The organism is Hymenobacter caeli, from assembly GCF_013294115.1.
In the GTDB taxonomy this organism is placed as follows: Bacteria; Bacteroidota; Bacteroidia; order Cytophagales; family Hymenobacteraceae; genus Hymenobacter; species Hymenobacter caeli.
The window spans coordinates 174180-201111 of sequence record NZ_JABSNP010000009.1 but is presented as its reverse complement, the minus strand read 5'-3'; the positions used below and the strand labels follow the sequence as shown (position 1 = coordinate 201111).

Here is a 26932-nt window from a genome sequence, read left to right as displayed (position 1 = left end):
TGGCCACCCGGTACGATAAGCTGGATGCGCATTTTCTGGCTTTTATTCACCTGGCCGCAACCGTCCTCTGGCTGCGTGACTGTTAACACTTCCTAATTTCAATCAGGTTGGACTGACTTAGCAGAGCATCCAATGCATCTAGGCTTTTTGCCAATCCCATGTGCCGCTCCACTATCTCGGCATACTCGGCCAGAATTTCGGTAGTCACGCACCACTCAAATGCGCCCGCCCGAAAGCTGCGGAATATCTAGTGCAGTGGTGAGCGGTCGGACACGCATACGAGCATCACATTGGTATCAATGACGCAGCGTAGCATCCACGTCAGGCCGACCGGCCCGCATTTTAGTATTCAACATCCGGTCTACGTCGGCGTTGGTGAAGTTATTGGCATCCCACCAGGCGTTAGCGCCTTCAACGGCCCGCTGTGCGAAATAATCGGCTAACAGCTTCTTAATGTCACGCAATTCTTCGTCGGGTAGATTACGCGAATACAACCGCAGCAATTCCAATTGCAGGTTGCTAAAGCGGGGCGAGGTTTCAGGAATCGGCTGCATGGCGCTACTTATAAATTGAGTGACCTAATGTACTTCTAACGCGGCATTTGCGGGCCGGGGGCCCCGGCTCCACCACAACCAAATATAATACCCCAGCCCGGCTACGCAGGCCCACTGAATGGCCGTGAGGCCCAGCCCCGGCAAGGCCGCCGTGGGCTTGATGAATTCCACCAGCAGGCGGAATAATAAATACCCGGCCAGGAACAGCTCGAAGCGCCGGCCGTTGGGCAGCCGGCGGCTGCGCTCCAGGGCCCCCAGCAGCAGCGCCAGGGCCCCCAGGAATAGGATTTCGTAGAGGTTGGTGGGGTGGCGGGCCACGCCGTCGCCGAAGTTGATGCCCCAAGGCAGGGCGGTGGCGGTGCCGTAGGTGCCGTCCTCCAGGCCGCTGAGGAAGCAGCCGACGCGCCCGATGCCCAGGCCCAGCAGCAGCGGAAACACCATCAGGTCGCCGGAGGAGGCGGTGATGCGCAGGCGCTTTTTCACCAGTTCCACCCCCACCAGGCCGCCCAGGAAGCCACCCACGATGGTTTTGTTGGTGGCGTAGTAGAGCCAGCCGCCGGGCGGGTGCAGCAGCAGGGCGGGGTGCTCGAGCAGGCCCAGCAGCCGCGAGCCGAGCAGGGCCCCGGCGGCGGCCCCCACGAATATCCACTGCCGGCCGGCGTCGCCGATGCGGTCGGCGGTGCGGGCCCGCAGGTACACGTAGAGCCGGTAGCCCAGCGTGTAGGCCAGCGTTTCGCAGAGCAGGTGCACCGGCAGGCGCACAGGGCCCCAGGCCAACTCGACGGGGAATTGCATGGGGCGAAGATGGCAGGAAATTGCGGCTACCAGGCCCAGGGAACCTCACCCCCTAGCCCCCTCTCCAAAAAAGAGGGGGAACTAGCGCTAGTTCTAGATTTTAGAAGCTAAGCCTAAAAACTAGTTCCCCCTCTTTTTTGGAGAGGGGGCTAGGGGGTGAGGTTCTCCGAAACGGAGGCCAGCCTGGCCGCCCGCGCCGGGGGCCCTAGTCCAGCTCGTTGTTGTCGCGCGCGGCTTTGCGGGTGAGCGCCGTCAGGGGCGAGCGGGTGATGGCCGACTCGCTGTCGTAGCCGCGGCGGCGCTCGTTGGCGGCGGGGCTTTCGCCGGTGGCGGGCAGGGCGTGGTTCACCCAGCTCAGCAGGTCGGTGGTGACGCCGGGCAGCAGGCCGTGGAAAGCGGCCAGCAGCTTGGCCGGCAGCGAGAGGATAATTTCGCCGTCGCCGCGGCGGGTGGCGTTCCAGATTTGGCGGGCGGCCTGCTCGGCGCTCATCGTGAGGCCGGGCAGGGCGTCGGCGACGCTGAACCAGGCAAACTCCTTTTTGTGCTTGCCCTTCACCTGGGCCTGGCCGGCGCTGCCGGTGCGCAGCAGGCCGGGGCACACCGTGGTCACGCGGACGCCCTCGTGCCGCAGCTCGGCCCGGAAGCCTTCCGAGAGGCCCACCAGGGCAAATTTGCTGGCGCTGTAGGGGGCCATGTGCGGGATGGCCACCTTGCCGCCCAGGCTGGAGATGTTCACAATGCGGCCCTCGCCACGCCGGCGCATGCTGGGCAGCACGGCCTGCATGGCGTGCAGGGGGGCCCAGAAGTGGGTGGCCATCGAATCCTCAAAGTCGCGCAGCTCCATGTTGTCGAGCGGGCCGGCGGTGATGATGCCGGCGTTGTTCACCAGCACGTCGACGGGCCCCAGGCGGGTTTCTACCTCGGCCACCATCGTGCGCACCTCGTTGGCATCGGTGAGGTCGCGGGCCAGGGTGAGCACGTCGGCCTCGGCGGCCCCGTGGGTCAGCAGGTCCTGGCGGGCGCGTTCCAGCTCGGCCGCGTCGCGGGCGCAGATGGCCACCCGGGCCCCTTCCGCCACCGCCTGCCGGGCCAGCACCAGGCCCAGCCCGCGCGAGCCGCCCGTGATGAGCACCACCCGGCCCGTTAGCTCGTAGCTGCCGCGGCGGTTGGCCCACAGCGTGGCGGCCACGGCGGCGGCCCCCAGGCCGGCAGCCAGCAGCCAGTGGGTAGGTTTGCGGGGCAACGAAGCGGGGGCGGGGGCGTGGCTCATGCGCCTTAGTATGGAAAGCGCGGCGGAAAGGTTACGTTTCGCGCCGAATTGGGCCCCGGGAAAATGGGGCTGGCCCCCGGAAACGCCGCCAGCCCCGGATTGCCGGGGCCGGCCGCCGTTTTTTGGCCCGATATTTACAGGGCCACGGCCAGGAGTGGGCGGCGCTAAATTCCCCGCCGGGCCTTATCTTTTTGTTATGAAGCGTTTCTTTTTCTTATTACTGGGCGCAACGGTTGCCCTGGCCGCGCCGGCCGCCCGGGCCCAGGCCGTGGTCAAAACCAAAACGAAGGCCGACGGCCAGACCGTCATCAAAACCAAAACGACGGCCCCGGCCGACCCGGCCGAAGCGCCGCTGCCCACCTCGGCCAGCGCCGAGGCGCGGGCCAACGCCCTCACGGCCAACATGCAGCAGAACCTGGGCCTTTCGCCCCAGCAAACCGAAAAGGTGCGGGCCATCAACCAGCGCGGCGTGGCCGCCGTGGAAAATGCCCGCGCCCGCTACCGCAACGACCCGGGCAAACTCAAGGGCTTCGTCGAAGGCGTGGGGCAGTCGCGCCTCGAAGCCTTGAAAGAAGTGCTCACCGCCGCGCAGTTCGACAAGTACCAGCGCAAGCGCGAGGAGAAAATGGGCGTGCCCAACGTGCAGGGCGTGCAGGGCAACCCGGCCCCCGGCCTGGGCAACGAGTAGCCGCCGCCGAACTACCGGGCCGGTCGGGCGGTTTAGGAACATCGGGCCAACCCCTGGCCCCCCTCCTTCCGTCTCCGTTATGCCCACTCCCCTGCGCCTCAGCGTCCTCGACCAATCGCCCGTGCGCCCCGGCACCACCGCCCGCCAGGCCCTGCTTGAAACCACCGAGCTGGCCCGGCTGGCCGACCGCCTCGGCTACACCCGCTTCTGGGTGAGCGAGCACCACAACACCCACACGCTGGCCGGCTCGGCCCCCGAAGTGCTGCTGGCCCACTTGGGCAACCACACCGGGCGCATCCGCCTGGGCTCGGGCGGCGTGATGCTGCCCCACTACTCGGCCCTGAAAGTGGCCGAGAACTTCCGCCTGCTCGAGGCCCTGTTTCCAGGCCGCATCGACCTGGGCATCGGCCGGGCCCCGGGGGCCGACCGCCTCACGGCCCACGCCCTCAACCCGCACAACACCTTCAGCGACCAGGACTTTGCCGAGCAGCTGATGGATTTGCAGGCGTATTTGCGCGACGACAGAATCCCCGACACCATCCACGAGCGGGTGATGGCCATTCCGCAGTCGGCCACCCAGCCGGCGCTGTGGCTGCTCAGCTCCAGCGGGCAGAGCGGGCTGTTTGCGGCCCACGTAGGCGCGGCCTTCACATTTGCCCAGTTCATCAACCCCCACGGCGGGCCCCAGGCGGTGCAAAATTACCGCGAACGGTTCCGCCCCTCGCCCGAGCTGGGGGCCCCCGAGGCCAACGTGGCCGTGTTCACGCTCTGCGCCGACACCGAGGAGCACGCCCGGGCCCTGCGCGCCGCGATGGAACTGCAGCTGCTGCGCTTCAACAAGGGCGAGCGGCTCACCTTCCCGACCGCCGAAGACGTGCGTGCCTACCGCTTCACGGCCGACGACCAGTACCAAATTGCCCAAAGCCGCGGCCGCATCGTGAGCGGCACCCCCGCGCAGGTGAAGGCCGAGTTCGAAGCCCTGGCCGACGCCTACGGCGTCGACGAAATCGTGGCCACGACCATCACGGCCGACCACCAGGACCGGCTGCGCTCGTACGAGCTGCTGGCGGAGGCGTTTGCGCTGCCGGCGGCGCAACCGGCGTTGGTGCACGAAATGTCTCCCAGCCTAGCTTGAGGATGAACGTGCCGACGATGGCCAGGAACAGCACCCGCACGAAGCCCGTGCCGCGCCGCAGCGCCACCTGAATGCCCAGCGTGGCGCCCAGCACGTTGCACACGGCCATCGGCAGCGCCACCTGGTAGATGACCTGCTTCGTGTACACGAAGTAGGCCAGCCCGGCCACGTTGGTGGCCATGTTCACAAACTTGGCCGAGGCCGAGGCCGCCAGGAAATCGTAGCCGAACAGGCCCACGAAGGCAAACAGCAGCAAGCTGCCCGTGCCGGGCCCAAAAAACCCGTCGTAAAACCCGATGGCCGCGCCCAGCACCACGCCCACCAGTACCTCGCGGCGGCCGTGCAAGCGCGGCGCGTGCGTGCTCCCAAAGTCCTTGCGCCAGAGCGTGTAGGCGGCCATCAGCACCAGCAGTACCAGCACCAAGGGCCGCACGGCTTCTTTGTGCAGCCCGCTCACCGCCCGGGCCCCCAGCAGCGCAAAGCCCCCCGCCACCAGCGCCGTGATGGCCACCGTGCGCCAGCGCAGCGGCACCGCCGTGGGCCCGCTCAGGTAGCGCCGCAGCGCCGCGGTGGTGCCCGCCAGGCTAGCCACTTTGCCGGTGCCCAGCAGCGTGGGCACCGGCACACCGGGCAGCAGCAGCAGCAGCGCCGGCAGCTGGATGAGGCCCCCGCCGCCCACAATGGCGTCAATGAAGCCGGCCAGGAACGTAAAAAAGCACAGCAGGGCGATGGTCATTCGCGTAAAGATTCTCGCGCAAGGTTTCGCTAAGTAAAAAGCAGGTTTCGCCAAGGTTGATCCACAGGTCAACTTTGGCGAAACCTACTTTTTACTTAGCGAAACCTTGCGCGAAATCAATTAAAAAGGCGGCTCCTCGTACTTGTTCAGGTTACCCTTCGGGAACGGCGTGGGCGACTCGTTGATTTTTGAGCCCAGGCGGATGGTATTAGGCGCGAAATTGCCGCCGCTGGGCTCCTCGTCGAAAGTGCTGGCGGGCAGGCCGGCGGGCTGGTAGCCCAAGGGCCCGCCGAAGCCGCCGCCGGTTTCGCTGTCCAGGTCGGCGAATTTGGTGAAGCGGCCGATGAACTTGAGCTGCACGGTTTCGAGCGAGCCGTTGCGGTGCTTGGCGATGATGACCTCGCCCATGCCCTGCGTGGGGTTGCCCTCGGCGTCCTGGTCGAGGCCGTAGTACTCGGGGCGGTAGAGGAAAATCACCATGTCGGCGTCCTGCTCAATCGAGCCCGATTCGCGCAGGTCGCTCAGCTGGGGCTTCTTGTCGCCGCCGCGCGTTTCCACCGAGCGCGAGAGCTGCGACAGGGCCAGCACGGGCACGTTCAGCTCCTTGGCAATGCCCTTGAGGGCCCGCGAGATGCTGGCAATCTCCTGCTCGCGGTTGCCGCCGCGCCCGTCAGTGTTGCCGCTCATCAGCTGCAGGTAGTCCACGATGATGAGCTGCACGTCCTTCTGCGAGCGCAGGCGGCGGCACTTGGTGCGCAGCTCGCGGATGCTCAGCGCCGGCGTATCGTCGATGTAAATGGGGGCCGCCGAGAGGTCGGTAATCTTGTGGTTGAGCTGCTGCCACTCGTGGTCGGCCAGCGTGCCCTTCTTAATCTTGTCCGAATCCAGTTCCGCCTCGGCCGAAATCAGGCGGTTGACGAGCTGCAACGACGACATTTCCAGCGAGAAAATGGCCACCGGCCGCTTAAACTCTACCGCCGCGTTGCGCATGGCCGACACCACGAACGCCGTGTTGTGCGTCACCGTCAGGTCCTGGAGCAGGAACAGGCGGTTGCCGTCAATCTCGAAGCCGTAGTAGTCATCGACTTTATCGAACTCCACGGTGATGCCCGTCATGCGCCAGTCCACGGGCGAGGCCCAGGGGTTGGCTTTTTTGCGGGCCACGCGCACCGGCACGCGGTCGAGGTCGCCGTAGCAGCGCACGCGCCACACGTCGCACACGTAGCCGATGCGCGTGATGACGGCCCGCTTTTTCGTCAGCGACGTGCGGAAGCCCAGCGAGTCGCACAAAAACTTGATTTGGCGGGCCAGGGCCTCGTTTTTCTGCGTGATTTCGTAGCCGTTGCTCACCACGTTCAGGTGGCCGTCGCTGTCGATAAGGCCGGCCAACAGGCGCAGGCGGTTTTCCGTGGAATTAATTAAGTACCGCTGCGGGATGTGCTTGCGGCCCAGCACGTCCAGCTGGCGCAGCTCGTCCTGCACCGAGAACTGGGCCAGGCTACCGCCCTGCTGCCCGCGTGTGATGCCGTAGCTGTTGCAGCGGTTGGTGGCCGTGCCCACCGTCACCTGCATGTTCAGGTCGGCGGCGTATTCGTGCAGATAGTCAATGATTTCCGCGTCCTGCCCCGTGATGCAGCAGTCGTTGGACGAGCCGTCGCCCAGCCACACGCCCAGGAAATACGGGTCGATGGGCAGCGCCTTTTCCGCAAACTCCACGGCCACTTTGTAGCCCTTGTAGTTGGAGCGGAACTTGGGGCCCCGGGCCAGCCAGTCGCGCACTTCGATGTTCAGCACGTCGCCGTGGCGGTGGGGGCCCTCGGTGCGGCTGCGCTTGAGCGAGAGGATGTGGCTCTCGTTCACGCGGTAGTCGTCGCCCTTGTTCTGGCGCACCCAGTACATGTTTTCGCGGCCCCGGGCAATGCTTTTCACCCGGCGCGGGGTCGAGTCGTCGCCCATCAGCAGCTCACCTTCGCGCACGTCTTCCACGTTGCGCAGGCTGCCGTCAAACATCAGCACCTTTGTACCCTTGCCCAAACATTTTCCCATGCCCGGCCGGGCCGCAATAATCACCAGGTCAGACGGTTGCCAGCCGCTGGTTACGCGGTCCAACGCGGTGAAACCGGAGGGCACGCCGGTGAGGCCGTCCTTTTGGTTCTTCTTCTCCTCCAGCTCCTTGATGGCCTTGCCCATCAGGCTGCGCATGTCGTCGAAGTTCTTGCGAATGTTCGATTCCGACACTTCGAACAGCGACTGCTCGGTCTGGTCGAGCAGGGCGAATACGTCGGTGGTGTCCTCGAAGGCATCGCGCTGGATTTCGCTGGCGATGCGAATCAGCTCGCGCTTGATGGCAGCCTCCGTGATGATGCGGGCGTGAAACTCGACGTTAGCCGCCGAGTTCACCTTCATGGTCAGGCCGGCCACGTAAAATGCACCGCCACAGGCCTCTAGCTCGCCCATCTCGCGCAGCTCGTGCACCACGGTGAGCTGGTCGATGGGCTCCGACTTGTCGAACAGGTTCAGGATGGCTTTGAAGACGCGCTGGTGGGCGTCTTTGTAAAAGCTCTCGGGGCGCAGGATGTCGATGACCGAGGTGAGGGCGTCTTTTTCCAGCATCAGGGCCCCGAGCACGGCTACCTCCAGCTCCAGGGCCTGGGGCGGCAGCTTGCCGGCAGCGCTGGCCTGCTGGGGCTGGCCCCCGGTGCCGCGCCCGGCCCAGGCGGCTTTGGCGCGGGCGGCGGATTGCTTGACGCGGTCGTCCATCGGGTCTGGCATGTGATTGTGAGGCAATTGTAAATATAACGGCAGAAAATCGGCAAAAACCACGGCAGGGCCGAACAACAAAGCTAACCCCCGACGGGGGGAAACGGCTTATAAAATCGTGGCCCGCCGGGGGCCCGGGCCAGATTTGGCGGGGCCGCTTTTGTACTTTCGCGGCCCCCGGCGCGGCGGCCGGGGCCGTCCGCTCACTTCGACTTGCATGACCGATTTAATTCCTACCGATTCTGCGCCGCGCCGCGTCCACCTCATCGCCGTGGGCGGCAGCATCATGCACAACCTGGCCCTGGCCCTGCACCGCCAGGGGGCCCGCGTGACGGGCACCGACGACGAGATTTTTGAGCCCGCCCGGGGCCGCCTGGCCGCCGCCGGCCTGCTGCCGGAGGCCGAGGGCTGGGACGCCGCCCGCATCACCCCCGACCTCGACGCCGTGATTGTGGGCATGCACGCCCGCCCCGATAACCCCGAGCTGCTGCAAGCCCAGGAATTGGGCCTGAAGGTGTATTCCTTCCCCGAGTACATCCACGAGGCCAGCCGTGACAAGCAGCGCGTCGTCATCGGGGGCTCGCACGGCAAAACCAGCATCACGGCCTGCATCCTGCACGTGCTGCGCTTCTACGGCCGCAAGTTCGACTACGCGGTGGGGGCCCAGCTGGCGGGCTTCGACCTGATGGTGCAGCTGACGGACGACGCGCCGGTCATCATCATCGAAGGCGACGAGTACCTGTCGTCGCCGGTCGATAGGCGGCCCAAGTTTCACCTCTACCAGCACCACATCGGCGTGATTTCAGGCATCAGCTGGGACCACATCAACGTGTTCCCGACCGAGGAAATTTACCGCGAGCAGTTCCGCATTTTTGCCGCGATGACGCCCAAGGCGGGCGTGCTCATCTACGACCGCGACGACGAGCAAACCCAGCTCATCGCCGTGCCCACCAGCCCCGACGTAACCTACATCGGCTACGGGCCCCACGAGAGCGTGGTGCGCGACGGCCAAACGTTTTTGCTGACCAAAAAGGACGAGGAGGTACCGATTCAGGTGTTCGGCGAGCACAATTTGCGCAACCTCTCGGCGGCCCGCGAGGTGTGCAAGCAGCTGGGCATCAAGGGCAAGGACTTTTACCGGGCGGTGGCTTCGTTCCCCGGGGCGGCGCGGCGGCTGGAACTGCTGGCCCGTGGGGCCACCTCCGTGGTGTACAAGGACTTTGCCCACGCCCCCAGCAAGCTGCGGGCCACGGCCGGGGCCCTGAAGCAGCAGTTCCCCGGGCGGCGGTTGGTGGCCTGCCTGGAGCTGCACACCTTCAGCTCGCTCAACCCCGATTTCCTCCCGCAGTACGCGCACTGCTTCGACGCGCCCGACGTGGCGGTGGTCTATTTCAACCCCCACGTGCTGGAACACAAGCGCCTGCCGCCGCTACCGCCCGCGGCCGTGACGGCGGCTTTCCAGCGGCCCGACCTGCGCGTCATCACCGACAGCCACGAGCTGGCCGAGTTCCTGCACGCCCAGCCCTGGGCCGACACCAACCTGCTGCTCATGTCGTCGGGCACGTTCGACGGGTTGGACTTGCCCGCCCTGGCGGCGCGGGTGGCGGGGCTGGAGGCGCAGTAAGCCAATCTATATCCTTGTTGTAACGCGCCCATAGCCTTGAAGTTGGTAAAAAAGGCTGCTCCGCCCGCCGCTTGGGCAACAGCAGGCCTGCCGGTCCCAGCGCTACAGCCGGCCAAAGCCGGAAAAACCGATACCTTTAGCAAGTCGGCCAAGCCCCCGTTGGCCCCGGCCGGCCGCCGCAAGCGGCTCGTAGGCAGCGGCTTGTCACCTAATCCCTCGTTTCCTATGCGCTTCGTTCCCCAGTTTTTGAGCCTGGCCCTCGCCGCCGCCTGCGGCGGATTGCTGCCGGGCTGCGCGGCCAAGAAATCCGACCCGAAGGCCACGGCCGTGGCCGACCGCGTGATGCAGGCTATGGGCGGCACCGACGCCTGGAACAACACCCGCTACCTGGCCTGGGACTTCTTCCACGGCCAGTACCAGATTTGGGACAAGAAAACCGGCGATTTCCACTGGGAGCAAGACACGCTGGTGGCCAACTACAACCTCAACTCCAAGCAGGGCCACGTGTACAGCCGCGGCAAGGACATCTCGGCCACGCCCGCCGGCCAGAAAGTGCTCGACGGCCTCTACCCCGCGTGGGTCAACAACTCGTACTGGCTGGACATGCCCTTCAAGCTCCAAGACCCGGGCGTGAACCTCACGTACAAGGGCGCGGGCAAAACCATGGACGGGGCCCCGGCCGACGTGCTGGGCATGACCTTTGAAAACGTGGGCGTGACGCCCGAAAACCGCTACGAAGTGCTCGTGAACCGCGCCACCGGCCTCGTCGACGAATGGGCCTACTTCCCCAAGGCCACCGACGCACAACCCGCCTTCCGCCGCCGCTGGAACGAGTACGCCCGCCACGGCCAACTGCTGCTGGCCGCCGGCCGGAGCGAGGCCGCCAAGCCCGCCCGGTTCGATTTCGTGGCCGCCGCCCAAACCCTGCCCGACGGCGTAATGACGAGCCCGGTGCCCGTCACCAAACTCAAGTAAGACCGGAATGGATTGACCCCGCACCGGCCGGCCGGGTCGGGAAATCGGTCGAAAACCGGGTAAAGCTAAAAAGCCTGCCTATTCGGCGGGCTTTTTGGCTTTGGGGGCCGGCGCGGAGGGCCGGCGGCGGTCGGTGGTGAGGAGCACGGCCAGGGCCGTGAGGGCAGCGCGGAGCAGCCACTTGTGGGCGGGCTTCACGGCGCGGGCTACTTGGGGAAGAGCGTATTGCCCGGCTCGCGGCGCAGGTCGCAGCGGCCGCCGCCGGGGTTACCTTCGCACAGGGTACCCACAATTCGGTCGCCTTCGAAGTTGAAAAAGCACGACGAGCAGCCCACGCCGGTGATGATATAGCGCGAGGCGCTGGGGCTGAGGAACACCGTGTTGTCGCCGCCCCCGAGCAGCGGCAGGGCCATGGCCCGGAACATGCCGTTGCGCAGGCCCATGCCCACCAGGTAGTACACGGTGGGCTCGTTGGGTTCGGCCGGGGCCTTGTGCACCAGCACGCGGTCGATGACGGTGCCGTCGCCAAACTCCCGAATGAAGGCCGTGGCCAGCTCCGACTGCGACACCTTAAAATCTATTTGCTCGCCCGACGTTTGCGCAATCTGCTTATTAGGCACGGTGACTTTGGTGTTGTACTCGGGCATGGTTTGCTCGTTGGTGCTGCGCCGCGAGGTTTCGCAGGCCCCCAGCAGCAGGCCCATTAATAAAGTGAGCAGGCCCAGGCCCAGCAAACGGGGTAGAATCGACATTGCAGTGGTTTAAACGAAGGAAAGGAGATGGCAAAACGTGGTTAGCGGGGCTTGTAGTACTTCTGGGCTTCGGGCAGCAGGCGCCCGATGTCGGCGATGCGGGTGGCGTCGGCGGGGTGGTCGGACAGGAAGACGGGGGTGCTGTTCTGGCTTTGGGCGGCCATGCGCTGCCAGAACGGCAGGGCCCCGCGCGGGTCGTAGCCGGCCATGGCCATGAAAATCAGGCCCAGGTGGTCGGCCTCGCTTTCCTGGCGGCGGCTGAAGGCCAGCGATGCCCCCTGCTCGCCGGCCCCGATGACCGTGTTGAAGAGGCTGCCGGTGGCGGCCGGGTTTTGCGAGAAGGCCGTGGACAGGGCCGTGCCGCCCAGTTGCAGCGCCAGCTGGTCGCTCATACGCTCGGCCCCGTGGCGGGCCACGGCGTGCGAGATTTCGTGGCCCAGCACCACGGCCAGCCCGTTTTCGTCGCGTGTGAGGGGCAGGATGCCGGTGTACACCACCACTTTGCCGCCGGGCATGCACCAGGCGTTCACCGTTTTGGGGTCGTCGATGAGGTTGAATTCCCACTGGTAGCCTTCGAGCTGGGCCGACTGGCCCTGCTGGCGGAAGTACAGCTCCACGGCCGCCTGGATGCGCTGGCCCACGCGCCGCACCGTGGCCACTTCGGCGGCGTTGGTGGAGAGCTTGGCCGTGCCCAGGGTTTGCTTGTACTGGGTCACGGCCAGGGTGTTCATCTCGCCGTTGCTCACCAGGCTGAGCTGGCGGCGGCCGGTGATGGGCACCGTGGTGCAGGCGGCCAGCAGCGTGAGGCCGGCGAGGAGAAGAGGTTTGCGCAGCATGGGAAAGAATGGTTTAGGAAAGATAGAACGGGGGGGTTTCGCCCCTGGCATTTTTTAGGCCAAAGCCGGGCCCGGGGCCCCGAACATACGCAAACCTACCGGCCAAGTGTTCGGGCGGACCGGCCGCCGGCCGTAGTTTTGGGCTTTCGCACCCCCGTCCGCCCCTATGAAAATCATCTGCATCGGCCGCAACTACGCCGACCACATCGCCGAGCTGCACAATGAAACGCCCGCCGCGCCCGTCATCTTCCTCAAGCCCGAAACCGCGCTGGTGCAGCGCGGCCAGCCCTTCTTCTACCCCGATTTTTCTACCGACATTCACTACGAGCTGGAGCTGGTGCTGCGCGTCAGCAAAAACGGCCGCCACATCGACCCGGCCTTCGCCCCCACGTACTTCGACGCCATCGGCCTGGGCCTCGACTTCACGGCCCGCGACCTGCAAAACGACCTGAAAAAGAAGGGCTTGCCCTGGGAGCTGGCCAAGGCCTTCGACGGCTCCGCGCCCATCTCCCCCACCTTCCGGCCCGCGGCCGACTTCGCGGACCTGGCCAACATCAACTTCCATTTGGAAGTGAACGGGGCCACCCGCCAGACCGGCAACTCGGGCCTGATGCTGCACCCGTTCGCCCAGATTATCAGCTTCGTCTCGCGCTACATCACCCTCAAGCAGGGCGACTTGCTGTTCACCGGCACCCCGGCCGGCGTGGGCCCCGTGCACGTGGGCGACCAGTTGACGGGCTACCTCGAAGGCGAGAAGCTGCTGGAAGTGGCGGTGAAGTAACCACCGGCGTTTCGGGCGCGGGGAGGGGCCCGGGTTATTTGCCGCCCCGCTCCCCGGCGGCACCCGGAACGCCAACCATCCACGTAAGAAGCAGTAACAGCTAGTAGTTCATAAGTAAACGAGTCGTTAGCTATTCGTTGTCAGGCCAAGGTTTGTTCCTAGCCTGACAATGAATAGCTGACAGCTTAAATCTGTTGGTTTTGAGGGTATTAAAAAATCAGTTGGCGGCTTTCCGGCAGTGGAAAGCTTGGGGTTGGGCGTTGGTGTGGGGCCTGGCGCTGGGGCTGCGGCCCAGCCCCGCCGGGGGCCAGGAGGCCGACACGGCCGAGGAGCGCCGGGCGGCGCGGCCAGGGCCGGCGGGGGCCCGGCCCGTGGTGGCCCCGGGCTACTTTCTGTTCCCCATCGCGCCGGGCACGCCGAGCTTTCTGGCGGGCAGCATGGGCGAGCTGCGGCCCAACCACTTCCACGGCGGCCTCGACATCAAGACCGCCGGCGGGGTGAACCGGCCCGTGTACGCGGCGGCCGACGGCTACGTGTCGCGGCTCAAGCAGTCGTCGTTCGGCTACGGCAACGTGCTGTACCTCACCCACCCCAACGGGCTGACGACGGTGTACGGCCACCTCAACGCGTTCCGGGGCCCCGTGGCCGCTGAGCTGCTGCGCCAGCAGTACGCGCAGCAGGCCTACGAGGTGGAGCTGTTTTTTCCGAAAGACCAGTACCCCGTGCGGCGCGGCGAGGTGGTGGCCCTGTCGGGCAACACCGGCGGCTCGGTGGGCCCCCACCTGCACTGGGAAGTGCGCGACGCCCAGGACCGCCAGTACAACCCGCTGCAATGGGGCGGCTTCGCCGAAATCCAGGACCACGTGGCCCCCACGCTCCAGGCGTTTGCGGTGGAGCCGCTGGGCATCGAGGCGCGGGTGGATAAGCGGTTCGACAAGAAGCTGTTCGTGCCCCGGGTGCTGCCGGGGCCCGGCGTGGCCACGGCCTGGCCCGACACCATCGGCTGCTTCGGCACCGTGGGCCTGCTGGTGCAGGGCTTCGACCGCTTCGACGGGACGTGGAACAAGAACGGCATCCAGCGGGTGGCGGTGAAGGTGAACGGCGTGCCCTACTACGAGCACCGCATCGACGCCGTGCCCTTCCCCACGGGCACCCGGCAGGTGGCCAACTTCGTCGATTTCCAGTACCAGCACACCCTGGGCCGCACCCTGCAAAAGCTGTGGGTGGACGAGGGCAACGACCTGGCCATGTACACCGCCCCGGGCCCCGGCCGGGGCCGCCTGACCGTGGAGGCCGGCCGGGTGTACACGGTGGACGTGGTGCTGGCCGACTCCTACAACAACCAGACGGCCCTGCGCTTCGTGCTGCGCGGCGAGGCCCCGGCCTACTTCAAAACCCGCTCGGCGCGGGTGAAGCGCCCGGCCCTGCGCTACGAGATTGACCGCAACCTGCTGAAGGCCGTGGCCGCCGACCCCGACACGGCCGCCGTGGGCGGCAACCTGCTGCTGTACAAGGGCAACCGCCAGCTGGAAGTGCGCCCCAGCTACACGGTGGGCAGCGAAAACGTGTACCTCTACGACCTGCGGGCCGGCCTGCCCGACTCGCTGCGCTTCGGGCCCGTGACGAAGAAATTTGACCGCCAGGTAATGATTCCAGCCGGCCGGGAAACCAGCTACGCCACGGCCCACGTCGGCCTGGCGTTCGGGTCCCAGTCGCTGTTCGCCAACCTCTACCTGAGCACCGGCTTCCGGCCCGAGGCCCCCGGCAGCGGCTTCTGGACGGTGGGCTCGCCCCTCGCGCCGCTCTACTACCCGGTGCGCCTCACCCTCAAGCCCGCCGCCCCGCCGGCCGACCTGCGCCGCTCGGCCATTTACGCGGTTGCGCCCGGCAGCGGGCGGGCCTACGTGGGCGGGCTCTGGGACGAACAAGGCCAGATTTCGGCCGTGGTGAAGCAGTTCGCTTCCTACCGCATCCTCACCGACGAAAAGGCCCCCACCGGCAGCCTGGTGGGCCGCCCCGGCGGCCAAGTGCTGTTCCGCGTCGGCGACGATATGTCGGGCCTGGCCAGCTACAAGCTGCTGGTGGGCGGGCAGTTCAGGTTGCTGCGCTACGAGTACAAGAACGCCACCCTCTTCACCGTGCCCACCGATACGCTGGGCCCCCGCCTGCGCGGCCCCGCCGAGCTGCGCCTCACCGACCAGGCCGGCAACGAGCGGGTCATTCCCTTGCAACTGTGAAATGGTTGAATGGAGGAATGGGCGAATGAGTGAATGAGGCCGCCATGCCGAGCGCAGCCGAGGCATCTCGTGTGCTCCACTAATCTCAATCGGTTGGTTTACTCAGTACGCGAGATGCCTCGGCTGCGCTCGGCATAACGGCCTGGGGCCCGCCCATTCACTTTCATCCGCCCATTCACTCATCCACTTTCATCCGCTCATTCACCCATTCACCCATTCAACCCCTCCTCCCATGTCCCTCGCCCCTGGCCAACCCGCTCCCGATTTTTCTGCCCTCGACCAAGACGGTAACACCGTTTCGCTCGTCGCTTTGCGCGGCCAGCGGGTGGCCTTGTATTTCTACCCCAAGGACGACACGCCCGGCTGCACCGCCCAGGCCTGCAACCTGCGCGACCACCAGGCCGAGCTGACGGCCCAAAACATCAAGGTAATCGGCGTGAGCGTGGACGGCGAAACGGCCCACAAGAAGTTCGCCGTGAAGTACGACCTGCCCTTCCCGCTGCTGGTGGACACCGACCACAAAATCGTGGAAGCCTACGGCGTGTGGCAGGAAAAGAAAAACTACGGCAAGACGTACATGGGCACCGTGCGCACCACGTTTCTCATTGACGCCGAAGGCATTATTGAGAAAATTATCAAGAAAGTGGATACCCAGCAACACGCCGGCCAGCTGCTGGCCTGAAACCGGCCAGCGCAAGTGGTAGCGCGAACTTTGTAGTTCGCGTCGCTCGCTTCGTCCCGCCGATTAATCGTTGAGCGGCCGGGCAGCGACGCGAACTACAAAGTTCGCGCTACTATTCGTGCTACGGCGCGTCACGCGTACATTCGCCGCCGGCAAATAGCTCATCCGACGATGGTACTTGGTGGCCTCTTTTCTTTTGTCCGAAAAGCCGGTACTGGGGGGGCCCTGGGGCTGGGCTTGCTGCTGCTCGGTTCCGGGGCGCGGGCGCAAAACGCCCCACCCGAGAAGCCCCAAGTTACCCGCATCCTTTTCCTGCTCGACGCCTCGGGCTCGATGATGGCCCCCTGGGAGGGCCAGCCGCGCTGGGAAGTAGCCAAGCGCATGCTGGGCAAGATGGCCGACTCACTCAACGCCTACCCCAACCTGGAGCTGGGCCTGCGCGTGTACGGCCACCAGTTTCCGAACAGCGCCAAAAACTGCGAGGATTCGCGCCTCGAAGTGCCCTTCGCGCCGCGCAACGCCCAGGCCATCAAGGCCAAGCTCACCACGCTCAAGGCCCAGGGCAACACGCCCATCACGTACGCGCTGCGGCAGTCGGCAGGCGACTTTCCGGCTGATAAAACGGCCCGCAACGTGCTGCTGCTCATCACCGACGGCCTCGAATCGTGTAATGCCGACCCCTGCGCGGCTTCGCTCGACTTGCAGCGCAAGCGCGTGTTTTTGAAGCCGTTCGTAATTGGTATCGGGGCCCAGCAGGATTTTGGTAAGCAGCTCGAATGCCTGGGCCAGTACTACAACGCCGCCGAGGTGAAAACCTTCCGCACGGTGATGAACGACGTCGTTGCCCAAACGCTGGCCAAAACCACCGTGGCCGTGAACCTGACCGACGCCGACGGCCGCCCGGTGGAAAGCAACGTCAACCTCACGTTCGTCAACAACGTGACCGGCCAACCCGAGTACAACTACGTGCACTACCGCGACGCCCAGGGCCGCGCCGACGTGCTGGCCATCGACGCGCTTCAGAGCTACGACCTGGTGATTAACACCGTGCCGGCCGTGCGCCAGGCCAACGTACCCATCCGCGCTGGCAAGGCCAACGTGCTGACCTTCAAAACGCCCCAGGGTACGCTGTTCCTGCAACCCCCGGCGCTCACGCCCAACCCCTACGGCGCGGTACAGGCCGTGGTGCGGGCCGCCGGGGCCCCCGCCACCGCCGTGGCCCTGCCCTTCGGCACCCGCCAAAAACTGCTGGCCGGCCCCTACGACGTGGAAGTGCTGACGCTGCCGCGCCTCACGCGCCGCGTCAGTGTCCGCCAGGGCCAGGAGGTGGCCGTCACCTACCCGGCCCCCGGCACGCTCAACATCACCACCGATTTGAAAGGCTACGGCAGCATTTACCAGCTCAACAACGACGAGTCGCAAACCTGGGTGTACAACCTGCCCGACGGCGGCAGCAGCAAGCTCAACTTACCCATGCAGCCGGGGGCCTACCGCCTCGTGTTCCGCACCAAAACAGCCCTCGGCAGCAAGTTCACCGACGTGCGCAACTTCACGATTCGCAGCGGGCAAACGACGTCAGTGGGGATATTTGGACGGTAGGTTATGAAGAAAGGTCTTTTATATAAATTACTACCTTATATTGAGGTTATCGACTGGGTGCTGGTTTGCGTAGGCTTTGGCTTGATGTGGGCTTTGCGGCCGGCTGGCAGCCGAGTATTTTTGGCAGGAATGCTAGCGTTGGCAACCAGCTATTTCCTGGAAGCATTTAAGCCTTCCCCACCCGCTAACGCAGTCGCAGAAGAATTTTCTGGCGCACAGACTGCGTTGCCACCGGAAACTTCCGGGCCTTTTTTGATGCTCAAGTCTATACTGCTCAAGCTGCTGAATATTTCCGCCGCCGTCGTACTAGTAGGCATTCTTTACAAGCTACTGTTTTTTCCTGGCTCCCGGCCACTTTTGTTAACTGGCACCGTCACGCTGGCAATTGCGGCGGGGCTGCTGGCCCCGACTGATAATCTTGCCAAAAAACACGCCCTCGTCCTGGTGCTAGGCCTGGCTACCTGGGCCACAGACTCCGAAACTTTGGTGCGCCAGTTTCACCGCGACGACCCGGTACTGGTGGAGAAACTAATTTTCAGCCTGCACCATCCGTACGACAAAGCAGCGGCCGAAGACCTGCGCAAATACCGGCAGGCGAAACCAAGCGGGTAGCCTTTCGTGGTGAGCCTACCTACGCAAGGTCAGGCCCATAGATAGCCCCTGACTATTATCAGCCGAACAAGCACTCACTATTGAATCAGCACCGGTTGAGACAGCGCTGTATTAAACCAAAAGTACCTTCCGGCATCCAACCCGCACTCCCGCCCCCGCCCCGCGTTTGGAAGACCACGAAATCCTCCTCAAGTTCCAAGACCCTGCCAGTCGCAATTTGGCGTTTAATCAACTGGTGCGCAAGTACCAGCGGAAGGTGTACTGGCACGTGCGCAAGATGGTGGTGGACCACGCCGACGCCGACGACCTCACCCAGGACGTGTTCATTAAGGTGTGGAAGCACCTCGAAAACTTCCGCCAGGACGCCCAGCTTTTCACCTGGATTTACCGCATCGCCACCAACGAGTGCCTGAATTTTTTGGGCAGCAAGCGCCGCAAGTTCCTGCTGCCGCTCACCGACGTGGGGGCCGAACTGGCCGCCAAAATGGAAGCTGACCCGGCCCTGGCCGGCGACGAGATTGAGTTGAAACTCCAAAAAGCCATCCTGCAACTACCTGACAAGCAGCGCCTGGTGTTCAACCTGCGCTACTACGACGAGATGCCCTACGAGCAGATGGCCGAGGTAACCGGCACCAGCGTGGGGGCCCTGAAGGCCAGCTACCACCACGCCGTGAAAAAAGTAGAAGACTACGTGACCCGCGCCAGCGAGTAAGATTTTTTCGGGACCGGGTTAAACGTTGCCGCGTCCTATTCATCCAACCGCCATGAAAACTGCCTTTAAGCTGGACGCGCACCCCCGGCGGCCTCACCCGCCGCTCAGCGAGCCGCCAGTTGCTTATTTTGATCAACTCCCCGCCCGCGTGATGGCCCGCCGGCCCGTGCCCCGCGCCCTGGCGGGCGGCGCGGCTTGGTGGGCCCTGCTGCCCGGGGCCCTGCGCACCAGCCTAGCCTCGGTGGCCGTGCTGGGGACTTTTGTGGCTTCGTTCTGGCTTGGCCTGGGCAGCCCGGCGGCCCCCGCGGTGAGTGCCAGCGCGGCCGCGGCTGCCCTCGACGCCGTGCCTCAGACCGAGCTGGTGGCCTACTTGCTGCGGCCCAGCGCCCGCCTCGACGCCAACGACCTGGCCCAGATGGTGGCCGCCCGGCCCGGCATGGCCGCAACTTTTCTCCAACCCTCGCAAGACGAGTTGAACGAGGCCCTGGATTCCCAGGCCACGGAAGACGCGCAGTATTTATAGTTCTTGCTTACCCGATGACCATGTTTGTTTTTCCTTTCTCCGTCCGCGCTACGCGCCGGCTGGCCCTGGCCGCGGCCCTGGTGCTGGTCGCTGCCGGCACCCAGGCACAGGTATTTGGTCCGGGCCCGCGCCGCCCCATGCGGGCGGCCCAGGCCGAGCGCCTCACCCAGCTCGACAACGCCCGCATTGCTTTTTTCACCACCCGCCTTTCCCTCACCCAGGACCAAGCCCAGCGCTTCTGGCCCCTGTACAATGAGTTTATTATGCGCCGCCGCGAGCTGAACCGCACCGGCCGGCTATTGAAGCGCGAGCAAATTGAGACCCTTACTGACCAGCAAATCCGCGACAACCTCACCCAAACCTACGCCACCCGGCAGCAGGAGCTGAACCTGGAAAAGGACTACTTCGACAAGTTTCAGCGGGTGCTTTCGTTGCGGCAAGTGGCCCAATTGCTAGCCGCCGAACGGGACTTCACAAAAGAGGTTATCCGGCGCGTGGCCGGGAACCCGGGCCCCGCACCCGTGGGCACTGAGTAGATTTATCGTTCTTGCCTCCCCCCGCTTGCCGGGGCCGCTGCGCCCCGCAGCGGCCCCTTTATTTTTTGCGGAGCGGCCACGGCAGAATCTAAACGGGCCGGCAGCGGTTGCAATGTTTCGCCGCCGCGAAGACGCGGCATCAACCAGCTATCCACCGGATGCGGAACCCCAAAAAGTCCGTTATACCCGTTAAAAATCCGTTAAATCTGTGGTCAGTTACCGCCAGCTTTTTCTTAAACACCAGGCCCAAACGTCCGATTTTCCGCTGCTACTGGAGATTGAGCGGGCCGAGGGCGTATACATGTACACGCCCGAGGGCCGCCCGATTCTCGACCTGATTTCGGGCATCGGCGTGAGCAACGTGGGCCACCGCCACCCGCGGGTGCTGGCCGCCATCCACGCCCAGCTCGACAAGTACCTGCACCTGATGGTGTACGGCGAGCTGGTGCAGGCCGTGCCCGCCCAGCTGGCCGAGGCCCTGCACCGCACCCTGCCCGCGCACCTCGATTCGGTGTACTTCACCAACTCCGGCACCGAGGCCATCGAGGGGGCCCTGAAGCTAGCCAAGCGCCACACCGGCCGCACCGAGCTGGTATCGTGCCTGAACGCCTACCACGGCTCCACCCACGGGGCGCTGTCCATCACCGGCTCCGAAAGCTTCAAGAACAGCTACCGCCCGCTGCTGCCCGACGTGCGCCACATCCGCCACAACGATTTCGCCGACTTGGCCCTGATTACCGAGCGCACGGCGGCCGTCGTCATCGAAACGGTGCAGGGCGAGGCCGGCGTGCGCCTGCCCACGCCCTACTACCTGCCGGCCCTGCGCCGCCGCTGCCGCGAGGTGGGGGCCCTGCTCATCCTCGACGAAATTCAGTGCGGCTACGGGCGCACGGGCACCATGTGGGCCTTCGAGCAGTACGGCATCGAGCCCGACATCCTGGTCTGCGCCAAGGGCATGGGCGGCGGCATGCCCATCGGGGCCTTCATTTCCAGCACCGAAATCATGAGCGGCTTCAAAACCAACCCCATCCTGGGGCACTGCACCACCTTCGGCGGCCACCCGGTGAGCTGCGCGGCGGCCCTGGCCACGCTGCACGTCATGCAGGACGAAAACCTGGCCGCCGGCGTGGCCGAAAAAGCGGCCCGGTTCCGGGCGCAGCTGCACCACCCGGCCATCCGGGCGGTGCGCGGCAGCGGCCTGCTCATGGCGGTGGAATTCGACTCCTTCGAGGTCCTCAAACCCATCATCGACAGGGCCCTGGAACACGAAAACATCCTCACCGACTGGTTCTTGTTCTGCGACAACTCGCTACGCCTGGCCCCGCCCCTGGTCATTACCGACGCCGAGATTGACGCGGCTTGCGCGGGCCTGCTGCGGGCCATTGAGTTTGTAGCAGGTTAATTTTGTCCTCCTTCCACATTAAAAGCACGGGCCGCGGCTCCAGGTTCTGACTGGCCGAGCGGTACACAGTCGGCAGTTAGAGCGTGGAACCGCGGCCCGTTAGTAGATGCAGCAGCGCTTAGCGCTGGGGCAGTGCATTGTAGTTCAGGAAGCTCAGGCTTTCTTCTTTAATACGGTCTTCGGGCAGGCCGTCCTTCACGCCCTGCGAGATTTTGCGGACCAGCACGCCCACGATGGCTTTGCGGAAGCCCAGCTTCTCGGCCATCATGATGCAGAAATCCATCTCGTTCTCGTCCACGATGCCGTCGGAGAGCATCATCTCCACGAGGTCGTAAATCTGGTCGAACCGCTCCGAATCCGTCGCGGGCAGGTCGGAGAGGCAATTGGTGTTGCCGGCCACAATTTTGCGAACTTCGGCCGCGCCCATCCCGTTTTTCTTGCCCACGGTGATGATGAAGTTCATCTCCCGGTCGTCGATGTGGCCGTCGGCTTTGGCCAGGGCGGCGAGGTTGCAGAGGTGGCCTTTGATTTTTTTGGCCTGCTCATTTTCGAAAAACCCAAACATAGGACAAGGATTAGGGGTAGGAAGCGGGTGGGATGCGGCTTCGGGCGAAAGCCGACGGTAAGTTACACGGATTTCATCAAAAAATTGCACTTGTTTGACCGAAAACCTGAAATAGGCCGCCGGCCGCGGCTGCTGTTGCTAACGGCGAAAAACTAGGTTTGTTCCGCCGAAAACCGCACCTTTGCGCGGTTTGCACCGAAAACGGCGCAAAATTGGATTTTTTGAATTGCCATGAAACGAATTGGAGTCTTTACCAGCGGCGGCGACTCGCCGGGCATGAACGCCTGCATCCGGGCGGTGGTGCGCACCGCTACTTACCACGGCATCGAGGTGTACGGCATCATGCGCGGCTACTCGGGCATGATCCGGGGCGAATTTGTGAAGCTGGACTCGGCCTCGGTGTCCAACACGGTGCAGAAGGGCGGCACCATCCTCAAATCGGCCCGCAGCCACTCGTTTCGCAGCAAGGAAGGCCGCCAGCAGGCCTTCGACCAGCTCGTGAACAACGGCATCGAGGGCCTGGTGGCCATCGGCGGCAACGGCACTTTCACCGGGGCCATGATTTTTGAGGAGGAGTTCGGCATCCCCACCGTGGGGGCCCCCGGCACCATCGACAACGACCTCTACGGCACCGACTACACCATCGGCTACGACACGGCCGTGAACACGGCCCTGGACTGCGTGGACAAAATCCGCGACACGGCCGACTCGCACGACCGCTGCTTTTTCATCGAAGTGATGGGCCGCGACTCGGGCTACATCGCCATTCCGTGCGCCATCGGCGGCGGGGCCGAAATCGTGATGGTGCCCGAAACCCAGATGAGCGTGGAGGCGGCCATCGAAACCCTGCAAAACGGCTGGCACCGCCACAAAACCTCGTTCATCGTCATCGTGGCCGAGGGCGACGTGGAAGGCAACGCCCACCACGTGGCCGCCCACGTGAAGGAAGCCATTCCGCAGCTCGACACCCGCGTCACCGTCATCGGCCACATCCAGCGCGGGGGCTCCCCCACCGCCTCCGACCGCCTGCTGGGCTCGCAAATCGGCATCGCCGCCGTGGAGGGCCTCATGAACGGCATGAAGAATGTGATGGCCGGCATCATCGACCGCAAGCTGGTCTACACGCCCTTCATCGACACCATCAGCAAGAAGAAGCCCATCAACCAAAACTTCATGCGCATGGTGGAAATCCTGAGCGTATAATAACCAATGAGTGAATGAGTGAATAGATAATAAAACCATTCCGTAGCAACGTCACTCATTTGCTCATTTCCTTACTCACTCATTGAATTTCCACCCACTGGTAGGCCGCATCCCTTCGCAGCCACGTGAGCTGGCGCTTGGCGTAGCGGCGGGTGTTGCGCTGGAGCAGGCGTACGGCTTCGGCCCAGTCGTATTCTCCGGCGAGGAAGCCGAAGATTTCCTGGTAGCCCACGGTTTGCAGGGCGGGGCGGTGGCGCTGGGGCAGCAGGCTTTTTACTTCTTCTAAGAGGCCCTCCGCCAGCATGTTCTCCACGCGCTGGTTGATGCGTTGGTACAGCGCTTCCCGCTCGCGGGCGAGGGCCACTTTAACGACGCGAAAGGGCCGGGCCGGGCCGCGGGCGGCCGTGTCCTGGGTGTGGAAGCTGGAAAATGGCTGGCCCGTGCCGCGCGTAATTTCCAGGGCCCGGAGCACGCGCTGGGGGTTTTGCGGGTCGATGCGGGCGCGGGCCACGGGGTCGGTGGCGGCCAGCTCGGCCACCAGGGGCCCCAGGCCGTGCGCGGCCAGCTCGGCTTGCAGTTGGGTGCGCACCTCGGGCAGCACGCCGGGCAGCTCGTCGAGGCCGTCGGTCACGGCCTGCACGTACAGCCCCGAGCCGCCGGTGAGGACGACGACGGGGTGCGTTTGAAACAACTCATTGAGCTTGGCCAGTGCGTCGGCGGCGAAACGCCCGGCGCTGTACTCTTCGGCAATGCTATGGCTGTCAACGAAATGGTGTTTTACGCCGTCCATCTCGGCGGCCGTGGGCTTGGCTGTGCCGATGCGCATCTCGCGGAAAAACTGGCGCGAATCGGCCGACACGATTTCGGTGCCGAAATGCTGGGCCAGGCGCACGCACAGGGCCGTTTTGCCCACCGCCGTGGGCCCGGCCACCACGAGCAGCACCGGGCGCGCATCGTCGGCCCGGGGCCCCAATTGGGCCAGGATTTCCGGGGGCAGCAAGTCGGTTGGTGCGTCAGGCAAACCTAAAAATTCAGCGGTGGGTGTTTCTCGTCGAAGTCGGTGGCGTCCTGGTACGCCTTGGCCAGGGCCAGCAGCTTGGCCTCGCCGTAGAGCTGGCCGGTGAAGGTGATGGTGGCCGGCAACCCGTTGGGCCGCATGCCGTTGGGCACCACCACGGCCGGGTGCCCGGTGAGGTTGGTGATGACCAGGCTGGGGCTGTTGAACGAGGGCCCCACGTAGGCGTCGAGGCCCAGCAGGCGCTTGTCCACTTCCTCGATGAGCACGCGGCGGGCCCGCTGGGCCTGGAGGTACTCCACGGCCGGCACGAAGCGGGCGGCCCGGAACGTGGTGGGCCAGGCGTTGCGGCCCTGGTTCACCATCAGCGCGTCGCGGCCCGAGCGGGTGAGGTCGTCGAAGGCCGCCGCGCCCTCGGCGCTGAGCAGAAACGTCAACTCGCCGCCGGGCAGGCCGTGCAGGTCGAGCGGCACCAGCTCCACGCCCAGCTGGCGCAGCACGGCCAGGGTGGCCTGGTCGGTGGCTTTTGACGGGTATTCTCCTTCAAAATCAGCCTTGAGGTAACCCACGCGCAGCTTTTTCACGTCGGTATTGAAGGCGCAGCGGAAATCGGCGGCGGCGCGGGGGCGCAGCAGCGTGGCCACGTCGCGCGGGTCTTCGCCCTGGATGGCCCGGAACACCAGCGCGCAGTCTTCGGCCGAGCGGGTGAGGGGCCCTACTTTGTCCATGCTCCAGCTCAGGGCCATGGCCCCGGCGCGGCTCACCTGCCCGAAGGTGGGGCGCAGGCCGGTGGTGCCGCAGGCCGTGCTCGGGCTCACGATGGAGCCCAGCGTCTCGGTGCCCAGCGCGAAGGGCACCAGCCCCGCCGCCACCGCCGAGGCCGAGCCCGCCGACGACCCGCTGGAGCCCTGCTTGATATCCCACGGCGAGCGGGTTTTGCCGCCGAACCACACGTCGCCCATCGCCAGCTCGCCCAGCGTGAACTTGGCCACCAGCACGGCCCCGGCGTCGCGCAGGCGCGTCACCACGGCGGCGTCCTCGTCCAGCATTTGGTCCTTGTAAGGCACCGAGCCCCAAGTGGTTTTGTAGGTTTTGGTGCTGAACAAGTCCTTCACCCCGAAAGGCACGCCGTGCAGGGGGCCCCGGTAGCGCCCAGCCTTTATTTCGGCATCGGCGGCGCGGGCCTGCTGCATGGCCAGCTCCTCGGTAAGGGTGATGACGCACAACAGTTGCGGCGAATACTTGCGCAGCCGCGCCAGGAAAAATTCCGTCAGTTCGACCGACGACACCTGCTTGGTGCGCAGCAGCTCGCCCAGCTGCCGCACGGTGTAAAAGGCCAAATCGTCGCGGTTGGCGGGCATTTTTACTTTGCCGATGGAAGCCATCCGGTCGGGGCCCGGCTGGGCGGCGGGCACGGCCAGGCGCAGGCGCAGCGGCACCGGGTCGAACACCAGCGCGGGGGCCACGGTGTTGGGCAGCGCAATTTTGCGCAGCTCGTCGTAGCTGCCGCGGTTGCGCCCGACGGGCCCCTTGGCCGAGTCGAGCTGGGCGTCGGTAAAATGCAGGCCCAGCAGCTCCTGGGCGGCCCGCAGCAGCGGCACGGTCACGGGCTCGGCGGCGGTGGGGCGGGCCACCAGGGCCCCGGCCCCGAAGCCGGCCGCGCCCAGCAGCAAAGCGGGTAGTAGTTTTTTCAGCATAAAAAATCTGGGGTAAGTGCTACTGGCAAAGCTACTACGCCGGAGGGCCCAATAGGTCCGCGTACAGCCCCACCAGCACTTTTTCTTCGTGCTCCCAGCTCAGGTGCGGGGCGGCGCGGCGGCAGTTGGCGGCCAGCTGCCGGGCGCGGGCGGCGTCGCCGCCGGGCAGCAGGCGGTTGAGGGCGGCGGCCAGGGTGGCCGGGGCCAGGTCGGGCACCAGCTCGGCCACGTCGTATGTCTCGTTCAGGGCCCGGTACTCGGGGAAGTCGATGAGCACCTGCGGGATGCCGGCGTGCACGTAGTCGAAAAACTTGTTGGCCAGCGAGTAATAGTAGCTCAGGCCCCGGTTTTCGAGCAGCATCACCCCCACCGCCGCCCGGGCCGTCACGGCCCGCAGCGCGTCGGGGCCCACGAAGCCCCGGAATTCCACCTGGCCCGAAGCCAGCAGGCCCAGCCGGGCCGCCTGCGCCCGCAGCCCGGCCGAGCAGTCGCCCTCGCCGCACAGCACCAGGCGGCCCCGCACCAGCGGCATGGCGTCGAGCAGGGCCTCCAGGCCGCGCCCCACGTTCAGCACGCCCTGGTAGAGCACGTAGCCGCCGGCCGGGGCCCCGGCCGGCGCGGGCCGCAGGCGGGCGGCGTTGCGCACCACCGCAAACGGCCGCCCGTAGCGGCCTTCAAACACCCGCGCCAGGGCCGGGCCCACGGTGTAGGCCAGCCGGGCCCGGGGCACCACGAAGGCCTCCACCCAGCGCCAGGCCCGCCGCACGGCGGGCCGGCCCACCACCTCGGGCGTTTCGGTGAACAGCTCGTGGGCGTCGTACACCAGCGGCTGGCCGCCCAGGCGGGCCCGAAGCCACACGGGCAGGGCCGTGTCGAGGTCCACGGCGCACCAGGCGTCGGCCCGCCGGCGCAGCAGGTAGCCCAGCAGCCGCAGGTTGTATTCGAGGTAGAACAGCTTGCCCTGCTGGAACCAGCCGCGCAGGCGGTGCTGCCGGTAGCTTTGGGCCGGCAGGGGCCCCGAGGCAGGCCGCTCCCACCCCACCAGTTCTACCTGGTAGCCAGCAGCTTGCAGGCTGCTACAGATGCGCTGCATGCGCTGGTCGTGGACCAAATCGGAGGTGGCGGCGAAGAGCAGCCGGGGGGCCGGGGGCCGCGGCCGCGTAGGCGATTTTAATTTCCCCGGCGGCATAAGTTTTTTGGTGGTAATTTGGGCAAATTTACGTCCGTTCGCGCCGGGCTCCGC

The 26932-nt window shown here is 65.4% G+C and carries 25 protein-coding genes; 14 read left to right on the top strand and 11 right to left on the bottom strand.

The window, feature by feature from the left end; all coding sequences use genetic code 11:
- Window positions 1–296 precede the first annotated feature (296 nt).
- From HNP98_RS11550 to HNP98_RS11540, 3 genes are all read right to left on the bottom strand, one after another.
- A complete protein-coding gene (locus tag HNP98_RS11550) occupies window positions 297–554 on the bottom strand; it encodes a hypothetical protein (RefSeq protein ID WP_173810225.1) in 258 nt (85 codons plus the stop codon).
- A gap of 24 nt (window positions 555–578) precedes the next feature.
- Window positions 579–1349 (bottom strand): prolipoprotein diacylglyceryl transferase, encoded by a 771-nt coding sequence (locus HNP98_RS11545; protein WP_173810224.1) that lies wholly within the window; start codon window positions 1347–1349, stop codon window positions 579–581.
- Between the two features lie 205 nt (window positions 1350–1554).
- Window positions 1555–2619: an SDR family NAD(P)-dependent oxidoreductase gene (locus tag HNP98_RS11540; protein ID WP_173810223.1), complete on the bottom strand. Its 1065-nt coding sequence runs from the start codon at window positions 2617–2619 to the stop codon at window positions 1555–1557.
- 196 nt (window positions 2620–2815) lie between these two features.
- Here HNP98_RS11540 and HNP98_RS11535 point away from each other — a divergent pair, with 196 nt between their 5' ends.
- Complete coding sequence (locus tag HNP98_RS11535) at window positions 2816–3307, top strand: hypothetical protein (protein WP_173810222.1); 492 nt, start codon at window positions 2816–2818, stop codon at window positions 3305–3307.
- Window positions 3308–3386: 79 nt separating this feature from the next.
- Window positions 3387–4442, top strand: a complete 1056-nt coding sequence (locus HNP98_RS11530) for an LLM class flavin-dependent oxidoreductase (protein ID WP_173810221.1) — start codon at window positions 3387–3389, stop codon at window positions 4440–4442.
- Here HNP98_RS11530 and HNP98_RS11525 read toward each other — a convergent pair.
- On the bottom strand, window positions 4330–5178 hold the full coding sequence (locus tag HNP98_RS11525) for a sulfite exporter TauE/SafE family protein (RefSeq protein WP_173810220.1): 849 nt from the start codon (window positions 5176–5178) through the stop codon (window positions 4330–4332). The two genes, HNP98_RS11530 and HNP98_RS11525, sit on opposite strands and share 113 nt — an antisense overlap.
- Window positions 5179–5298: 120 nt before the next feature.
- Entirely contained in the window at window positions 5299–7950 is a 2652-nt protein-coding gene (gene dnaB, locus HNP98_RS11520) for a replicative DNA helicase (RefSeq protein ID WP_173810219.1), read from the bottom strand.
- Window positions 7951–8155: 205 nt separating this feature from the next.
- Between dnaB and HNP98_RS11515 the strand changes: the two genes are divergently transcribed.
- Complete coding sequence (locus tag HNP98_RS11515; protein ID WP_173810218.1) at window positions 8156–9562, top strand: UDP-N-acetylmuramate--L-alanine ligase; 1407 nt, start codon at window positions 8156–8158, stop codon at window positions 9560–9562.
- Between the two features lie 225 nt (window positions 9563–9787).
- A complete protein-coding gene (locus HNP98_RS11510; protein WP_173810217.1) occupies window positions 9788–10537 on the top strand; it encodes a hypothetical protein in 750 nt (249 codons plus the stop codon).
- A 206-nt stretch (window positions 10538–10743) separates the two neighbouring features.
- Here HNP98_RS11510 and HNP98_RS11505 read toward each other — a convergent pair whose 3' ends face one another.
- Together HNP98_RS11505 and HNP98_RS11500 are read right to left on the bottom strand one after the other, a co-directional pair.
- Window positions 10744–11289 carry a hypothetical protein gene (locus HNP98_RS11505; RefSeq protein WP_173810216.1) on the bottom strand — a complete coding sequence of 182 codons (546 nt, stop codon included), beginning with the start codon at window positions 11287–11289 and terminating at the stop codon, window positions 10744–10746.
- A gap of 41 nt (window positions 11290–11330) precedes the next feature.
- Window positions 11331–12125 (bottom strand): M48 family metallopeptidase, encoded by a 795-nt coding sequence (locus HNP98_RS11500; RefSeq protein WP_173810215.1) that lies wholly within the window; start codon window positions 12123–12125, stop codon window positions 11331–11333.
- 166 nt (window positions 12126–12291) lie between these two features.
- Here HNP98_RS11500 and HNP98_RS11495 point away from each other — a divergent pair, with 166 nt between their 5' ends.
- The 9 genes from HNP98_RS11495 (at window position 12292) to HNP98_RS11455 (ending at window position 21209) form a co-directional block, all read left to right on the top strand.
- Window positions 12292–12906 carry a fumarylacetoacetate hydrolase family protein gene (locus HNP98_RS11495; RefSeq protein ID WP_173810214.1) on the top strand — a complete coding sequence of 205 codons (615 nt, stop codon included), beginning with the start codon at window positions 12292–12294 and terminating at the stop codon, window positions 12904–12906.
- Between the two features lie 200 nt (window positions 12907–13106).
- Window positions 13107–15143: a peptidoglycan DD-metalloendopeptidase family protein gene (locus tag HNP98_RS11490; protein ID WP_173810213.1), complete on the top strand. Its 2037-nt coding sequence runs from the start codon at window positions 13107–13109 to the stop codon at window positions 15141–15143.
- A 232-nt stretch (window positions 15144–15375) separates the two neighbouring features.
- The gene (gene bcp, locus HNP98_RS11485; RefSeq protein ID WP_173810212.1) at window positions 15376–15825 is read left to right on the top strand and encodes a thioredoxin-dependent thiol peroxidase; all 450 of its coding nucleotides are present in this window, start codon (window positions 15376–15378) and stop codon (window positions 15823–15825) included.
- Window positions 15826–15996: 171 nt separating this feature from the next.
- Window positions 15997–17424: a vWA domain-containing protein gene (locus HNP98_RS11480; protein WP_173810211.1), complete on the top strand. Its 1428-nt coding sequence runs from the start codon at window positions 15997–15999 to the stop codon at window positions 17422–17424.
- 3 nt (window positions 17425–17427) lie between these two features.
- Window positions 17428–18036, top strand: a complete 609-nt coding sequence (locus HNP98_RS11475) for a hypothetical protein (protein ID WP_173810210.1) — start codon at window positions 17428–17430, stop codon at window positions 18034–18036.
- A 166-nt stretch (window positions 18037–18202) separates the two neighbouring features.
- A complete protein-coding gene (locus HNP98_RS11470) occupies window positions 18203–18748 on the top strand; it encodes an RNA polymerase sigma factor (RefSeq protein WP_173810209.1) in 546 nt (181 codons plus the stop codon).
- A gap of 52 nt (window positions 18749–18800) precedes the next feature.
- Window positions 18801–19271, top strand: a complete 471-nt coding sequence (locus HNP98_RS11465; RefSeq protein ID WP_173810208.1) for a hypothetical protein — start codon at window positions 18801–18803, stop codon at window positions 19269–19271.
- 20 nt (window positions 19272–19291) lie between these two features.
- Complete coding sequence (locus tag HNP98_RS11460) at window positions 19292–19807, top strand: hypothetical protein (protein WP_173810207.1); 516 nt, start codon at window positions 19292–19294, stop codon at window positions 19805–19807.
- 208 nt (window positions 19808–20015) lie between these two features.
- Window positions 20016–21209 (top strand): aspartate aminotransferase family protein, encoded by a 1194-nt coding sequence (locus HNP98_RS11455; protein ID WP_173810206.1) that lies wholly within the window; start codon window positions 20016–20018, stop codon window positions 21207–21209.
- A gap of 118 nt (window positions 21210–21327) precedes the next feature.
- Here HNP98_RS11455 and HNP98_RS11450 read toward each other — a convergent pair whose 3' ends face one another.
- On the bottom strand, window positions 21328–21774 hold the full coding sequence (locus HNP98_RS11450) for a tellurite resistance TerB family protein (RefSeq protein ID WP_173810205.1): 447 nt from the start codon (window positions 21772–21774) through the stop codon (window positions 21328–21330).
- 231 nt (window positions 21775–22005) lie between these two features.
- Here HNP98_RS11450 and pfkA point away from each other — a divergent pair, with 231 nt between their 5' ends.
- The gene (pfkA, locus tag HNP98_RS11445; protein WP_173810204.1) at window positions 22006–22977 is read left to right on the top strand and encodes a 6-phosphofructokinase; all 972 of its coding nucleotides are present in this window, start codon (window positions 22006–22008) and stop codon (window positions 22975–22977) included.
- A 79-nt stretch (window positions 22978–23056) separates the two neighbouring features.
- Here the strand turns inward: pfkA and miaA are convergent, their stop codons facing one another.
- From miaA to HNP98_RS11430, 3 genes are read right to left on the bottom strand one after another with little or no spacing between them, the layout of a single operon-like run.
- Window positions 23057–23998 carry a tRNA (adenosine(37)-N6)-dimethylallyltransferase MiaA gene (gene miaA / locus HNP98_RS11440; protein WP_246275091.1) on the bottom strand — a complete coding sequence of 314 codons (942 nt, stop codon included), beginning with the start codon at window positions 23996–23998 and terminating at the stop codon, window positions 23057–23059.
- A gap of 2 nt (window positions 23999–24000) precedes the next feature.
- Window positions 24001–25689 carry an amidase gene (locus HNP98_RS11435; protein WP_173810203.1) on the bottom strand — a complete coding sequence of 563 codons (1689 nt, stop codon included), beginning with the start codon at window positions 25687–25689 and terminating at the stop codon, window positions 24001–24003.
- A gap of 34 nt (window positions 25690–25723) precedes the next feature.
- A complete protein-coding gene (locus HNP98_RS11430) occupies window positions 25724–26878 on the bottom strand; it encodes a glycosyltransferase (RefSeq protein ID WP_173810202.1) in 1155 nt (384 codons plus the stop codon).
- Window positions 26879–26932 lie beyond the last annotated feature (54 nt).

Bases quoted from the DNA above. Each gene is read 5' to 3' on its own strand.
- HNP98_RS11540 (WP_173810223.1), bottom strand. From the start codon at position 2,619: ATGAGCCACGCCCCCGCCCCCGCTTCGTTGCCCCGCAAACCTACCCAC.
- HNP98_RS11535 (WP_173810222.1), top strand. From the start codon at position 2,816: ATGAAGCGTTTCTTTTTCTTATTACTGGGCGCAACGGTTGCCCTGGCC.
- bcp (WP_173810212.1), top strand. From the start codon at position 15,376: ATGTCCCTCGCCCCTGGCCAACCCGCTCCCGATTTTTCTGCCCTCGAC.
- HNP98_RS11450 (WP_173810205.1), bottom strand. From the start codon at position 21,774: ATGTTTGGGTTTTTCGAAAATGAGCAGGCCAAAAAAATCAAAGGCCAC.
- HNP98_RS11525 (WP_173810220.1), bottom strand. From the start codon at position 5,178: ATGACCATCGCCCTGCTGTGCTTTTTTACGTTCCTGGCCGGCTTCATT.
- pfkA (WP_173810204.1), top strand. From the start codon at position 22,006: ATGAAACGAATTGGAGTCTTTACCAGCGGCGGCGACTCGCCGGGCATG.
- HNP98_RS11495 (WP_173810214.1), top strand. From the start codon at position 12,292: ATGAAAATCATCTGCATCGGCCGCAACTACGCCGACCACATCGCCGAG.
- HNP98_RS11545 (WP_173810224.1), bottom strand. From the start codon at position 1,349: ATGCAATTCCCCGTCGAGTTGGCCTGGGGCCCTGTGCGCCTGCCGGTG.
- HNP98_RS11480 (WP_173810211.1), top strand. From the start codon at position 15,997: ATGGTACTTGGTGGCCTCTTTTCTTTTGTCCGAAAAGCCGGTACTGGG.
- HNP98_RS11515 (WP_173810218.1), top strand. From the start codon at position 8,156: ATGACCGATTTAATTCCTACCGATTCTGCGCCGCGCCGCGTCCACCTC.
- HNP98_RS11530 (WP_173810221.1), top strand. From the start codon at position 3,387: ATGCCCACTCCCCTGCGCCTCAGCGTCCTCGACCAATCGCCCGTGCGC.
- HNP98_RS11510 (WP_173810217.1), top strand. From the start codon at position 9,788: ATGCGCTTCGTTCCCCAGTTTTTGAGCCTGGCCCTCGCCGCCGCCTGC.
- dnaB (WP_173810219.1), bottom strand. From the start codon at position 7,950: ATGCCAGACCCGATGGACGACCGCGTCAAGCAATCCGCCGCCCGCGCC.
- HNP98_RS11475 (WP_173810210.1), top strand. From the start codon at position 17,428: ATGAAGAAAGGTCTTTTATATAAATTACTACCTTATATTGAGGTTATC.
- HNP98_RS11465 (WP_173810208.1), top strand. From the start codon at position 18,801: ATGAAAACTGCCTTTAAGCTGGACGCGCACCCCCGGCGGCCTCACCCG.
- HNP98_RS11430 (WP_173810202.1), bottom strand. From the start codon at position 26,878: ATGCCGCCGGGGAAATTAAAATCGCCTACGCGGCCGCGGCCCCCGGCC.
- HNP98_RS11550 (WP_173810225.1), bottom strand. From the start codon at position 554: ATGCAGCCGATTCCTGAAACCTCGCCCCGCTTTAGCAACCTGCAATTG.
- HNP98_RS11505 (WP_173810216.1), bottom strand. From the start codon at position 11,289: ATGTCGATTCTACCCCGTTTGCTGGGCCTGGGCCTGCTCACTTTATTA.
- HNP98_RS11460 (WP_173810207.1), top strand. From the start codon at position 19,292: ATGTTTGTTTTTCCTTTCTCCGTCCGCGCTACGCGCCGGCTGGCCCTG.
- HNP98_RS11435 (WP_173810203.1), bottom strand. From the start codon at position 25,689: ATGCTGAAAAAACTACTACCCGCTTTGCTGCTGGGCGCGGCCGGCTTC.
- HNP98_RS11500 (WP_173810215.1), bottom strand. From the start codon at position 12,125: ATGCTGCGCAAACCTCTTCTCCTCGCCGGCCTCACGCTGCTGGCCGCC.